This is a genomic window from Gordonia humi, assembly GCF_014197435.1.
Classification (GTDB): Bacteria; Actinomycetota; Actinomycetes; order Mycobacteriales; family Mycobacteriaceae; genus Gordonia; species Gordonia humi.
Genome location: NZ_JACIFP010000001.1, coordinates 3,876,471 through 3,890,512 on the forward strand (window position 1 = coordinate 3,876,471; position 14,042 = coordinate 3,890,512).

11 protein-coding genes are annotated in these 14,042 nt (G+C 67.7%); 9 read left to right on the forward strand and 2 right to left on the reverse strand.

From position 1 onward, the window contains the following. Window positions 1–73: 73 nt before the first annotated feature. A complete protein-coding gene (locus tag BKA16_RS17840; RefSeq protein ID WP_183371935.1) occupies window positions 74–1,444 on the reverse strand; it encodes an FAD-binding oxidoreductase in 1,371 nt (456 codons plus the stop codon). A 161-nt stretch (window positions 1,445–1,605) separates the two neighbouring features. Here BKA16_RS17840 and BKA16_RS17845 point away from each other — a divergent pair, with 161 nt between their 5' ends. The 5 genes from BKA16_RS17845 to BKA16_RS17865 all read left to right on the forward strand — a co-directional run bounded on the left by BKA16_RS17845 (window position 1,606) and on the right by BKA16_RS17865 (window position 8,508). After that, window positions 1,606–2,304, forward strand: coding sequence for a S1 family peptidase (locus tag BKA16_RS17845; RefSeq protein WP_343067495.1), 699 nt, complete (start codon window positions 1,606–1,608; stop codon window positions 2,302–2,304). Between the two features lie 326 nt (window positions 2,305–2,630). Next, complete coding sequence (locus BKA16_RS17850; protein WP_183371936.1) at window positions 2,631–2,984, forward strand: VOC family protein; 354 nt, start codon at window positions 2,631–2,633, stop codon at window positions 2,982–2,984. Window positions 2,985–3,050: 66 nt separating this feature from the next. Beyond that, window positions 3,051–4,541 (forward strand): DUF3375 family protein, encoded by a 1,491-nt coding sequence (locus BKA16_RS17855; protein WP_183371937.1) that lies wholly within the window; start codon window positions 3,051–3,053, stop codon window positions 4,539–4,541. Next, window positions 4,538–5,137, forward strand: a complete 600-nt coding sequence (locus BKA16_RS17860; RefSeq protein WP_183371938.1) for a DUF4194 domain-containing protein — start codon at window positions 4,538–4,540, stop codon at window positions 5,135–5,137. The genes BKA16_RS17855 and BKA16_RS17860 overlap by 4 nt, the downstream gene beginning before the upstream one ends. Beyond that, on the forward strand, window positions 5,134–8,508 hold the full coding sequence (locus tag BKA16_RS17865) for an ATP-binding protein (RefSeq protein ID WP_183371939.1): 3,375 nt from the start codon (window positions 5,134–5,136) through the stop codon (window positions 8,506–8,508). Before BKA16_RS17860 ends, BKA16_RS17865 begins: the two co-directional genes overlap by 4 nt. A 133-nt stretch (window positions 8,509–8,641) precedes the next feature. On the opposite strand, the gene BKA16_RS17870 is transcribed toward BKA16_RS17865, so the two are convergent. Continuing rightward, the gene (locus BKA16_RS17870) at window positions 8,642–9,124 is read right to left on the reverse strand and encodes a PPOX class F420-dependent oxidoreductase (RefSeq protein ID WP_183371940.1); all 483 of its coding nucleotides are present in this window, start codon (window positions 9,122–9,124) and stop codon (window positions 8,642–8,644) included. Between the two features lie 89 nt (window positions 9,125–9,213). Between BKA16_RS17870 and BKA16_RS17875 the strand changes: the two genes are divergently transcribed. From BKA16_RS17875 to BKA16_RS17890, 4 genes are all read left to right on the forward strand, one after another. After that, window positions 9,214–10,299, forward strand: coding sequence for an ADP-ribosylglycohydrolase family protein (locus tag BKA16_RS17875; protein ID WP_343067496.1), 1,086 nt, complete (start codon window positions 9,214–9,216; stop codon window positions 10,297–10,299). 517 nt (window positions 10,300–10,816) lie between these two features. Beyond that, window positions 10,817–11,824, forward strand: coding sequence for an NYN domain-containing protein (locus BKA16_RS17880; protein WP_183371942.1), 1,008 nt, complete (start codon window positions 10,817–10,819; stop codon window positions 11,822–11,824). A gap of 138 nt (window positions 11,825–11,962) precedes the next feature. Then, a complete protein-coding gene (locus BKA16_RS17885) occupies window positions 11,963–12,766 on the forward strand; it encodes a DUF6319 family protein (RefSeq protein WP_343067497.1) in 804 nt (267 codons plus the stop codon). Window positions 12,767–12,809: 43 nt separating this feature from the next. Beyond that, entirely contained in the window at window positions 12,810–14,009 is a 1,200-nt protein-coding gene (locus BKA16_RS17890) for an MFS transporter (RefSeq protein ID WP_343067498.1), read from the forward strand. Window positions 14,010–14,042 lie beyond the last annotated feature (33 nt).

Here is a 14,042-nt window from a genome sequence, read left to right on the forward strand (position 1 = left end):
CCTTCGTCGACCACATCGATGTCCGGTGTGGACTCCGCGGTCGTCTCAAGGGTCGGCGGGATGGACGACTCCCCTACAGGAGCACGCCGGGGTTCAGGAGACCGTCGGGGTCGAGCGCCGACTTCAGGAGTGCGGTCAGTTCCATGACGTCGTCGCCGACCTGATCGCGCAGATATCCCTTCTTGAGGCGACCGACGCCGTGCTCGCCGGTGATGGTGCCGCCGAGGGAGATCGCCAGCGCCATGATCTGACCGAAGGCCGCATTGGCGCGAGCGGTCTCATCGGCATCGTTCGGATCGTGGACGATCAGCGGATGCGTGTTCCCGTCGCCCGCATGAGCGATCACGGCGATGACGACACGATTGTCGGCGGCGATCGCCTCGACGCCGTCGATCAGGTCCGGCAACGCGGGCAGCGGGACGCCGACGTCCTCCAGCAGCAGCGAACCCATCCGCTCGACCGCCGGGATCGCGGCACGTCGAGCGTGGGTGAACGCCTCGGATTCGGCGGCATCGGAGGTCGAGAACACCTCGGCCGCCCCGCACGAGGAGAACGCGGCCTCGATCAGCTCCACCTCGGCGGCGCCCGCGGGACCGGGTGCGTCCGACTGCGCCACGAGCATCGCACCGGCCTCCCGATCGAGCCCCATCTTGAGCATGTCCTCGACCGCGTTGATGGACGCCGAGTCCATGAACTCGAGCATGGCGGGACGGATCTGCGAGGTCACTGCCAGCACGGCCTCGCTCGCGGCGCGCACACTCGGAAACGAACCGACCACCGTGCACGCCGACGCCTGCTGCGGAATCAACCGCAGCGTGACCTCGGTGACGATGCCCAGCAGACCTTCGCTTCCGACGAACAACTTCGTCAACGGCAGACCCGCGGAGTCTTTGAGCTGTTTGCCACCGAGCCGCACCGCACGACCGTCCGCCAGGACCACCTGCAGACCGAGGACGTAATCGGTGGTCACCCCGTACTTCACGCAGCAGAGTCCGCCCGCGTTGGTGGCGACGTTGCCGCCGATCGAGCAGATCTCGAACGACGACGGGTCCGGTGGATACCAGAGTCCGTGCTCGGCGGCAGCCGCCTTGACCTCGGCGTTGAGCATGCCGGGCTGAGACACGGCGGTCCGGGTCCCGGTGTCGATCGTCAGGTTCCGCATCTTCTCGGTGGAGATGGTGACGGCGCCGTCGACCGCAGTCGAACCACCGGACAGGCTGGTACCGGCGCCGCGGGTGATGATGGGGACCCGGTGTTCGGCGCACCAGCGCACCGCCGTCTGGACGTCCTCGGTGGTCAGCGGCCGGACCAGTGCGAGCGGTGTGCCCGCATCCGGATCGTTGGCGCGGTCGTATCGATAGGCCGACAGGATGTCGGGATCGGTCACCACCATCCCCGGAGCGAGCGCAGCGGACAGAGTCGACAGGTCGGGGCGCGCAGACATGGAGTCCACGATATGCACGCCGACCACCGCGCGCAGCCGTTGCCTCACATTGCGACTCGCCGTGCGCCGTCGACAACGCCGTTCCCGCGACTCACCGTGTGTTTGAATCGTTACCCGAGAGTCCGGCCGGGGGTGTCGGTCCGAACCGAACGGAGACACACGTGAGATTCCTCAAACGCATGCTGGTCGGACTCGCCGCCGTCGCAACCACCGCGGCGTTGCTGCCCGCGGGTCCGGCCGATGCGGCGCCCCGCGCGACGATCGGCGGCGGCTCGGGCATCGTCATCGCGAACAACGCCCTGTGCACGATGACCGCCGTCGGCCACGATCGCGCCGGACGCCTCGTCGGACTGACCGCGGCGCACTGCGGCGGCGTCGGCAACACGATCCGATCCGAACGCAACCGCGCGGCGGGGGTCATCGGCACCATTGTGACGCGCAGCCCCAGCCTGGACGTCGCGGTGATCCGCTTGGATCCGTCGCGGGTTCACGCCGTCCGCCAGGTCGGCAAGGCACGCATCCACAAGGTCGGCGTCTATCCGCGGCCGCTGTCGAACGTGTGCAAGGCGGGTCGCACCACCGGATTCACCTGCGGACCGACCCTCGTCCACGACGGTCCGGAGACTCTCAGCTACGTCTGCGCCGACCACGGCGACTCCGGGGGCCCGATCATCGTCGCCGGTCGTCTCGTCGGGATGCTGAACGGCGCGTTGCGGATCGCCGGCCCCGGCTCGCCGTCGATCCCCTGCGTCGATCCGGCGATCCCGCTCTACAGCCCGATGATCGCCACGAAGATGACCGACATCCTCCGCCCGCTCAATCAGACGAATTTCGTCGGAGCCGGGTTCCGCGTCCTCTAGGGTCTCCGCGCGATCACCCGATGCGGTCCGGCAGAGGACCGATCGTCTAGTCGGAGAACATGTTCTGGCCCAGCGCGCACGACAGGAATGCGCCGCCACCACGATGCCGAACCACGACGGATCGGGCTGCGCGAGCGCGGGAATGCAGTCGGCGACGAGGCCGTCGTCGTTGTCGGCGTATCGCCGATGCGGCTCGGCGATGAGCGACGTGACTCGGTCGTTGCCGGAAAGCTCCCCGGTGGAGATGCGGCGCGGCACGCCGGTCGAATCGGTTCGGGGGCACTGTAGGCCTTCCGTATCGGTGACTACCGTCCTACATTGTGCCCATGCAGTCGAAGAAGATCAGCACCAACATCCCCGTGACGGACATCGACGAGGCCCGCGAGTTCTACCAGGATTTCCTCGGGCTGCAGACCGAGGAGTTCAACCTGGGCTGGGTGGCCCGGTTCACCGACGTCGAGTCGGGCGCTCACGTCCAACTCGTGACCCGCGACGAGACGGCACCCGTCGACTCGGCCCTCTCGGTCCACGCCGACGACGTCGACGAGGCTTATCGTGAGGCACGCGAACGCGGCTACGAGATCGTGCACCCGCTGACGACCGAGGCATGGGGTGTGCGGCGATTCTTCGTTCGCGCACCGGACGGAACCGTGCTGAACATCGTCGCGCACCGCGACTGAGCTGTCAGTGGCAGTGGGCGATGGAGCAGTTGCAGCTCACATGAGGCCACTCGTTACCCTGGCCCAGTGCAATTCGACGAGATCGTGGCGATCCGACGCCAGAACGCGGCATGGCGACTGCTGCGCGCCGACAACGCACCGCTGGTCCTGTCGTTCCTGGGGCGGGTCTTCGTCGATGACAACATCCGCGAGATCTCCGAGTCCGGTCTGGTCAGCCTGCTCGACGACGAGTTGTACACGCTCAACCAGAAGCTGGGTGAGGGCGCCTTCCCGCGGTCGCCGAAGGCTTATCTCGACGAGTGGGCTGCTCCGTCGGCCGGCTGGCTGCGAAAGTATTACGTCATCGACAGCGACGAACCGCACTACGATGCGACCCCCGCCGTCGAGCGGGCCGTGGCGTGGGTCCGTTCGCTCCGCGAACGCGACTTCGTCGGCACCGAGTCGCGGCTCAACACCGCGTTCGACCTCCTCCGTCAGATGGTCTACGGCACCAACACCGATCCCGAGATCCGGCTGGCCGAGTTGGAGCGTCGTCGCGCCGAGATCGACTCCGAGATCGCCTCGGTGCGGCGCGGCGAGGTCAGCGTCCTCGACGCGACTCGGCGGAGGGACCGCTACCAGCAGTTCGGCGAGGTGTCGCGTGCGCTGCTGTCGGACTTCCGCGAAGTCGAGGCCAACTTCCGGGCCCTCGACCGGCAGATGCGCGAGCGCATCGCCACCTGGCGGGGAACCAAGGGCGAACTCCTCGACGAGGTGGTCGGCAGTCGCACGATGATCGCCGACTCCGATCAGGGGCGCAGCTTCCAGGCGTTCTACGATCTGTTGCTGTCGGCCGACCGACTCGACGAACTCGACGAACTCGTCCGCGAGACGCAGTCGTTCGACGACGTCGCCGACGAACGACTCGCCAACATCCACCACGACTGGCTCGACGCGGGCACCCGGGCCCAGGACACGGTGCGGCGTCTGTCCGAGCAACTGCGTCGATTCCTCGACGACCAGGCCTGGCTCGAGAACCGACGCGTCATGGACCTGCTCCGCAACATCGAGACCTCGGCCTACGCCGTCCGAGACGCGACCGTCGGCGACTTCGGTCACGAGATCGACTCCCCCGCCCCGACCGTCTCCCTGCCGATGGAGCGTCCGATGTATCGGCCGTCCGCCACCGTCGACGTGGCCAGCGACGACATCGAATACGGTGAGCCCGAAGGTGATTCGGACGCGTTGTTCGATCAGATCCACATCGATCCGGCACCGTTGATCGACGGTGTCCGCCGCCGCCTGCGTCGTGCCGATCAGGTGACGCTCGCCGCCGTCCTGTCCGAGACACCGCTGTCGCGGGGACTGGCCGAACTCGTGACCTATCTGTCGCTGACCGATGAGGGCTTCACCAAGATCTTCGACGAGGGCGCCGACGAACGCATCACGTGGACCGACGAGAACGGGCAGCGTCGCGCCGCCCGCGTCCCCCGCGTCATCTACGCCCGTCCCCGCCCCGAGTCGCCCCGTCCGTCCAGCGAGTCCCCCCGTTCGTCGAGCGAAGTCGAGACACCATGAGCCGCACCGTCCCCCGCGACCAGTTGAACCTGTCGCTGGCCGTCACCTCGCTGATGAAGGGGGTCGTGTACCGCGACACGGCGGAGACCACGTGGCAGCATGTGATCGGTCTCGCCGCGCAGGTGAGCGACTACGTTGCGACGCTCGGACTGTCGGTGGTCGTCGACGAGGCCGAGGGCTACGCGTTTCTGCGGTCCCGCACCGACGACGAACTCGCCGATCTCGGCATTCCGCGGCTCGTCGCCCGTCATCAGCTGCCGCTGCACACGTCGCTGCTGTTGGCTCTGCTGCGCAAGCGGCTCGCCGAGCACGACACGAGCGACGCGGGCAGCCGCCTGATCCTGACCGGCGAAGCGTTGCGCGAGCTGCTGACCCCGTTCTTCCCGGTGTCGACGAACGAGGCGCGGGCGGCCGATCAGACCGACACCGCCGTACGCCGCGTCGCCGAACTGGGGTTCCTTCGCCGCATGCCCGGACAGGACGGCGAATACGAGGTGCGTCGAGTCATCAAGGCGTTCGTCGACGCGCAGTGGCTCGCCGACTTCGACGCTCATCTGGCCGAATACGTCGAGATCGCACGGGAGGAGACGCGATGACCGGGCTGTTCGCCGCGACCGAGCTCGAGAGCGCGGAGTCGGCGCGCTCCGGCTTCCGGCTGCAGAAGTTTCAGGTGTTCAACTGGGGAACGTTCGATCAGCGGGTGTGGACGCTCGAGCTGAACGGCGAGAACGGCCTGTTGACCGGCGACATCGGCTCGGGCAAGTCGACACTCGTCGACGCGCTCACCACATTGCTGATGCCCGCGCACCGCATCGCCTACAACAAGGCCGCCGGAGCCGAGTCCCGTGAGCGTGACCTGCGTTCGTACGTGCTCGGTCACTACAAGTCCGAGCGCAACGACTCGTCCGGGTCCTCCCGTCCGGTCGCGTTGCGCGGAATGTCGAACTACTCGGTGATCCTGGGGGTCTTCGCCAACGAGGGGTACGACGAGACGGTCACCCTCGCGCAGGTCTTCTCGATGCGCCACGACAGCGGTCAGCCGGAGCGGTTCTTCACCGTCACCGACCGAGCCATGGACATCACCGTCGACTTCGCCGAGTTCGGGACCGACCTGCGAGCGCTCCGCAAGCGACTGCGGGACGGCGGGACGCGCATCCACGAGCACTTCCCCGAGTACGGCCGCGACTATCGGCGCAGCCTGGCCGTGCGGTCCGAGCAGGCGATGGAACTGTTCCACCAGACGGTGTCGATGAAGGCAGTCGGCAACCTCAACGACTTCGTCCGCGATCACATGCTCGAACCGTTCGATCAGGCGGGTTGGGTCGACACGATGGTCGCCCATTTCGAGGACCTGACCGCCGCGCACGACGCGGTCGTCCTCGCGCGCCGCCAGCTCGACGAACTCGATCCACTGCTGGCCGACTACGCCAAGTACACGAGCCACATCGAGATGTCCGACGAGATGCGGCAGCGTCGCGGTGCTCTCCGCTACTACTTCGCACACAAGCGGTACGAGTTGCTCGAGGCCGAACTCGACGAGTCCAACCGAGATCTCGCCGCGACGCGCAGCGCGCTCGAGGACGTCGACCGGGACATCGCCGATCTCCGGATCGCGTTGCGCGAGTTGGAGATGCGTCAGGCCGGGTTGGGCGGCAACGACATCGCGGCGCTGGAGGCGCAGATCGTCGACGCGCAGCGACAGCGCGAGGAGCGTGCGGCGGCGCACGAGCGGTTCACACGTCTGCTCGACGACTCCGGTCTGGCACCGGTGGCCGACCGCGGACAGTTCGAGCGACGTCGCGGTGAGGTGGCCGACGCCGTCGACGCCCTCGACGCGGAGGTCGCCGACGTCGCCAACGCGATCACCGAGCTCGTCGTGGACCGTCGTCAGATCGACGGTGAAGGACGACGCGTCGCGGGTGAGATCGCCAGCCTGCGAGACCGGACCAGCAACATTCCCGAGCGCAGTCTGCGGATGCGCGAACTGATCTGCGCCGGAGTCGGTCTCTCGCACGAGGAGTTGCCCTTCGTCGGTGAACTCATCGGAGTCCGGCCCGACGAGAGTCGGTGGGAGGGCGCCGCCGAGCGCGTGCTCCGCGGATTCGGTCTGTCGCTGCTGGTGTCGGCCGACCTGTACGATCGGGTCTCCGCCTGGATCGACGCCAATCATCTCGGTGGGCGCCTCGTGTACTTCAAAGTGCCGCAGCGCGTTCCGTCGAGCCATGCGCCTACTCCTCCGGCGAATGCCCTCGCTCACAAACTCGACGTCAAAGACGGTCCGTTCGCCGCCTGGCTCGAACGTCGCCTGTTCGAGCGTGCGCGACACGTCTGCGCGGAGTCGCTCGACGAGTTCCGAGACGCGGACTACGCGGTCACCGCGTCCGGTCAGGTCCGCTCCGGCGGCGGTCGGCACGAGAAGGACGATTCGCAGCGCATCGACGACCGACGCAATTACGTGCTCGGGTGGAGCAACGAACAGAAGGTCAACGCGCTCTTCACCACCGGCCAGCGGGTCCAGGACGATCTCAACCGGATCGACGCCGAGATCACCGACCTCGAGGACAGCCGTCGTCTGATGATGAATCGACGGAACGCGCTGACGGGTCTGGACGCCTACCCGAGCTACGACGCTCTCGACTGGGAGTCGGTCGCCGCTCGCATCGCCGAACTCACCCAGCGCAAGACCGAGTTGGAGCGCTCCTCCGATGAACTCGCCGAGGTCACCGAACTCGTCGCGTCGACACGCGACCAGCTCTCGGTCGCCGATGCCACCCGAGACGGGCTGCGCGACAAGCTCTCCCGCCTGGAAATGGCTCGCGGCCAGGCGGAGCAGACGCGCGACTCCTCGCGGCTCACCGCCGCGGAAGCCGGATCCGAGGAGGCCGCAAGACATTTCGAGGCGATCTCCGAATCGATCGGCGACGTCGACTGGACCGTCGCACTGTGCGGTGAACTCGAGCCCTCACTCGCCGAGTCGTTGACCGACGCCGCCGAACAGCACACGTCGCGCGCGGGAACGTTCGAAACGCGCGCGGTGAACCGGATGTCGGAGTTCAACCGGAGCCACCCGGTCCTGACCACCGAGCTCGATGCCGACATCAAGTCGGCCGAGGAGTACCGCGAGTTGCACCGTCGGCTGTCCGAGGACGACCTGCCACGGTTCGAGGGCGAGTTCAAGGAGTACCTGAACACGAACGCGATTCGGGACATCGCGATCTTCGCTGCGAAGCTCAACAAGGAAGTCCATCTCATCCACTCGAAGATCGACACGATCAACGAGTCGCTGTCGGGCATCGAATACAACCCGGGTCGGTACATCCGTCTCGAGGTGAATCCGAGCGCATCGCAGGAGATCAAGGAGTTCCGCGCCGACCTCCGCCGCTGCAGCGACGGCGAACTGGAGATCGGCGACGAGGAGCAGCAGTACTCGGAGGAGAAGTTCCTCCTGGTCAAGGCGATCGTCGAACGTTTCCGCGGGCGCGAGGGGTTCGCCGACGTCGACCGCCGCTGGACCGCGCTGGTCACCGACGTCCGGAACTGGGTGACGTTCGCGGCATCGGAACGGCATGTCGTCGACGACGAGGAGTACGAGAATTACACCGACTCCGACGGCAAGTCCGGCGGCCAGAAGGAGAAGCTCGCGTACACGATCCTCGCGGCGTCGTTGGCCTACCAGTTCGACCTCAAGTGGGGTGCGACGCGGTCACGCGACTTCCGTTTCGTGGTGATCGACGAGGCGTTCGGTCGCGGCTCCGACGATTCGGCACGGTACGCGCTGTCGTTGTTCGCCAGACTCGGTCTCCAACTGTTGATCGTCACGCCGTTGACGAAGATCTACACGATCGAGCCGTTCGTGTCGGCGGTCGGGTACGTCGAGAACCGCGGGGGCAGCTACTCGCAGCTCCAGTGCCTGACGATCGAGGAGTACCGGGAGTCCCGGAGAGCACGCGAGACCGTCGAGGCGTGACAGACGGTGGCCTCTCGGCGCACGTCCGGTCGATTCGCGACGATGGAGGTGTTTCGTTACCCGATTCGGGTGACGAAACACCTCCATGTCCGACGGGTGGCGCAGGGCGAGCGCCGACGGCGTGGACGCGCGGTTACCGGGTCTCGTCGAGCCGCTGTGCGACGTCTGCCGGGAAGCCACCCGTGGCGACCGGACCCCACCGGGTGGGTGTGATGCGGATCAGCGACTTGTCCTGCAGGCGCATCGCCGCGCGGTATTCGTCCCAGTCGGAGTGCTCGCCGGCGATGCTGCGGAAGTAGTCGACGAGGCCGTCCTCGGCCTCGGGCATGTCGAGGACTTCGGCGGTTCCGTCGACCTGGACCCAGGCGTCGCCGAACTTGTCCGAGAGGACGCACAGACTCACCTGGGCGTTCCGTTTCGCGTTCACGGTCTTCGCGCGCCCCGGATAGGTGGCGATCACGATCCTCCCGTCCTGGTCGACGCCACCGGTGACGGGCGACATCTGCGGCGAGCCGTCGGCGCGCGAGGTCAGCAGGATCAACTGGTGGCGGGTGCGGACGAAGTCCAGGAGTTCGGCGAGTTCGACGGGGGATGCGGTTGCGATGGTGCGTGCCATGGCGTCGAGTCTATTTGCCGATCATGCGGCAGCGCACGACCGCCGTGTCTGTCGTACGCGCACGATACGTTCTCTGCCACGACGAGGCCGTGCCGTATACCGGCCTCGCGCCACGGCATGTGGAAGCCTCGCGTGCCGTGGTCGTATTCGACGCCGACCACGAGGAGCACGACGTGAACGCACTCACCACCGAACAACTCGACCGCGCACGGGGAGCACTCGTCGGCGCCGCCGTCGGCGACGCGCTCGGCGTCCCGTACGAGTTCGCGCCACGCCTGTCGGCACAGACCGAGCCCGTCATGCGCGGGGGCGGACTCGGCGACTTCGCGCCCGGCGAGTGGAGCGACGACACCGCCATGCTCATGGCCGTCGCGCGAGCCGGGGCCGAGCACGGATCTCTCACGACGCAGGCGGCGCTCGACACCGTCGCCGAGGGGTTCCTCGACTGGTTCTCCTCGAATCCGCCGGACGTCGGCAATCAGACTCGACGAGTCCTGAGCGCCGCGCTTCGAGACCGCTCCGCGGAGAGGTCGATCGGCGCGACCATGCTCGGCGCGTCCGACGAGCTACTGCGCTCGGGCGAGCGTACAGCGGGGAACGGCGCCCTGATGCGGACCGCTCCCGTCGCGCTCGCCCACCTCGACGACCGAGACGCTCTCGCTCGGGCGGCCCGCGCCGTGGCGACGCTGACCCACGGTGACGGACTGGCCGGTGACAGCTGCGTGCTGTGGTGCGAGGCGATCCGCATCGCCGTCCTCGAGTCACGGATCGACGTCCACACCGGACTCGACCTGGTACCCGCGGATCGTCGGGACTTCTGGACCGGCAAGCTCGACGAAGCGCGCGAGAACGATCCACGGTCGTTCACACCGAACGGCTACACGGTCACCGCGCTGCAGGCCGCGGCATCATCGATCCTGCACGCGTCCGGCGACGGCGCCGACCATCTCCGTGACGGCCTGTTCACCGCCATCCGGATCGGCGACGACACCGACACCGTCGCGGCGATCGCCGGTGCTCTGCTCGGGGCCCGGTGGGGACGATCGGCGATTCCGCAGAAGTGGCAGGACGATGTGCACGGCTGGCCGGTGATCGACGGTTCCCCGGCCACCGCCGTGCATCTCGGGACGCTCGCGGACACTCTCGTCGCGGGACCGATACCGACCTGTGGATGACGTGGTTGAGCTTTTCGGGCCCACCGCCCACGCTTAGTTCCTGTCCATCAGGGAGTCGACGATGTCCATCGATGCGGAGCGGTCCGGCCGACCGTCCATGAACCCGCGGACGACGGCCGGTGTCGGCGCCCGACCGTCGTCCGCGTCTCATCAGTGACCGCGGCAGCACCGGGAACTCCCGCGCGGACCTCCGACTGTGAGCCCAGTCGATGTGGGCCCCGTCGATGTAGGCCCCGTCGATGTAGTCCCTGTCGAGACCACGAGACGTGCCGCTCCGCGGACGAGTCATACCAGGACACCCGTGACCACCACGCGGGTCGTATCCGTCTGCACGCCTGTGGCCCGCACCACCGAACAGGACGGTCGCGGTTCGTCGTACGACCCGAACTAGGCACGGCGTGTTCCGCCCACTGTGTTCCGCGTCAACCGATCCGCGACCTTACGCAACAGTCACAAACCCGCGCGACAGTAGCCCGAAGTCCCCATCCGAGACCGTTCTCATGACACAGTGAACGCCATGCGATCGACATGCGCGCTGTACATCGACGCCGGCTACCTGCTCGCGGCCGCCGCGACACGGGTCACCGGCACGTCCCTTCGCAGCGGCATCCACGTCGAGTTCGTCAAGCTGATCAGCTCACTGATCGATACCGCGCAGGATCTGTCCGGTGTGCCGATCCTGCGTGTGCACTGGTACGACTCGGCGCGGAACGGCGTACCAGACGCCCGCCAGGAGCGGATCGGCGAGATCCCCCGCGTCAAACTCCGCCTCGGGCGCTTCGGCATGGACGGCGAACAGAAGGGCGTCGATCTGCGGATCGGGCTCGACCTCGTGACACACGCGCGCAACGACGCCTCCGACTTCTTCTTCCTCGTCTCCGGCGACGACGATCTCACCGAGGCCGTCGAGGAGTCGCAGGTCCACGGCATCCAGGTCAGCCTGCTCGCCGTCCCGAATCTCGAAGGAAAGCCGCACGGCGTCAGCCGACACCTCATCCGGGCGGCCGACGACATCTACACGATCGACCCCGCCGCCATCGACGACGCCGTCGTCAAGATCGAGCAGCCGCCGGTCCCCGAAACAGACGACGGGCAGCCCGAACCCGCACTCGTACCCGCGCCTGTGCCCGTGCCGAAACCCGGCCCCAAGCCCGGACCCGCGACCAAGACACCGCTCGATGTCGCCACCGCGGTCCGGCACGTCCCCGAGCCGATACTCGAACCCACCGAGGTCCTCGCGTACAGCTCGTCGACCGGCGCACAGGCCCAGGTGATGCCCGGATACGAGGTCGTCGTCAACGAGGATCTGGTCGACGGGGTGGTCGCGCGGGTCCTCGCATCGTTCCGCGAGAGCGCGACTCCGACCGAGATCCTCGCCCTCGAGCGGGACAAGCCGTCGATCCCCCGAGACATCGATCGAGCGATGCTCCTCGACGCCTCCGACGCCCTGGAGATGTACGACCTCGACGACGGTGTCCGGTTCCGTCTCCGCGCGCGGTTCTGGGAGATGTACAACGGCGCATGACCGACGGACGTCGACGACATGCCGACACCGATCGCACACCCGTGCGAACGTCGCGGGCCGGTATGAGAAGCTGAACGCAAACACATCGAAGCCGATGAGAGGGACTGTTCCATGCCGCCGCGCCGCCGCTCGACTCCTGTGGCCGAGTCATTGACTCCCGACGATCTCACCAGGCTGTCGACGGCGCTGGCCGAAGGGCGACGGGCGACGGTCTACCTGCGTGAAGCCGTCCCCAGCCTCGGACTCGGCGAGGGCGCATCCGCGAGAGTCGTATCGATCGCCGGAAACACGGTGACCATCAGCCCGCGCGGTGTCGACGACGAACTCCCCTATGAGGCCGACGAACTCCGGATCAGCAAGGTCGCTCCCCCGAAGCCGGAACCGGCCGCGAAGGCTCCGGGCAAGAGGACTGCGGTGAAGAGGACTGCGGTGAAGAAGGCGCGGACCGCCGAAGCCGCGACATCCGCACCGACGATCGCCTTCGACGCCCCCGCACCCCGGACCCCCGCACCCCAGACCCCGGCATCCCAGACCCCGGCATCCCAGACCCCGGCATCCCAGACCTCGGCATCACAGACCCCAGCATCACAGACCGCCGGATCCCGGACGCCGAAGTCTCCGGCTTCGACGTCGACGCCGAAGCAGCCCGCGAAGCGCGCCTCGAAGAAGTCGACCCAGTCGGTCACCGTCACGATCTACGGGACCGCCGACAACGAGTGGTCCGTCGCGATGACCCGCGGCGCCGAGAAGCCGCAGCGGTCCCGGTCTGTGACACCCGAGGCGGTCGACGCCGCGGTGGACGCGCTCGGCGACCAGACCTCGCGGACGGCGGTCACCGCGCTGCTCAGTGCGGCCCGCGAGGAGGCTCAACGCCGCGTCGAGGAGCTCAGTCGAGAACTCGAAGCGGCGAAGGAGGCGCTCGCCGCCTTGGAGAACTCGTAGACCCCACTGTCGGCCGAACGGACCAGCGCGGGACAATCTCCTCGTGCCTTCTCGTCCCGCCGTCAGCCGGAGTCTGCTGATCGTCCTCGCACTGCTGTTCACGACAGGATGGGCGACCAATCACTTCGTCGCCATGATGCCCGTCCTCCACGACGACGAGGGGATCTCCGATGCGGCCCTCGAGGGCGCGTTCGCCATCTACGCCGTCGGACTCCTGCCCGGTCTGCTGACCGGCGGTGGACTGTCGGACCGCGTCGGACGGCGGCCCGTCGTCCTGTCCGGCGCGACCGGTGCGGCACTCGGCAACCTGCTCATGCTCGTATGGCACACCGAGCCCGGCGTGTTCACCGGCCGCTTCATCGTCGGACTCGGCGTCGGACTCGCCGTCAGTGCAGGCACCGCGTGGGCCGCCGATGTGGGCGGTACGCGCGGAACCGTGTTCGCCGGCATGACGCTGACGCTCGGCTTCGCGATCGGACCGCTCGCCTCCGGACTCATCGCACAGTTCACCGACGGCGCCGCACTCATCGCACCGTTCGTGGTGACGGTCGTCGCCTCACTGGCGGCGGTGGGAGCCGGGTTCTGGGTCGCACCGACGCGCGGGGACGGGGCCTCGACTCCGGTCGGCGTGAGCGGATCCGACGGGCTCGACCAACAGAAGGAGGCGCCCGCCCGGCGGAACGACAAGAGTCTGGCCCGAGCCCTGTTCACGTCGATTCCGATGTCGCTGTGGGTGTTCTCGGCGGTGTCGGCCTCGATCGTCACCATGGCGGGCCGCATGACCGACTTCTCCGGCCCCTGGGTGCCGGGCGTCGCCGCCGTTCTGGCACTCGGTTCGGGCGTGGTCAGTCAGACCCTCGCACGACGCGGCGGGTGGGGACCGCGCACCGGCGTCGCGGGCGCGATCGCGGTGGCCGTGGGATTCGTCACCGTCGCCGTCGGCGGTTCGGATCCGGTGCCTGTCACATTCCTGATCGCCTCGATTCTGCTCGGCGCCGGATACGGACTCTGTCTGCGCGAAGGTCTGCTCGACGTCGAGACGTATTCTCCGGCGGATCGACGCGGACTCGCGACCGGCGTGTACTACGTCGGGACCTACATCGGATTCGCGCTCCCCCTCGTGCTGCGCGGTGTGGAGCCGACGATCGGCATCATGCCGCCGCTCGCCGTCCTCGCCGTACTGGCGGTCGCCTGCGCGGGCATTCGGGCGGGCCAGATGAAGAGCGGGGTTCTCGACCGATAGTGGTCGCGGCCTTGCCCTTTCGGCGTATCTTTA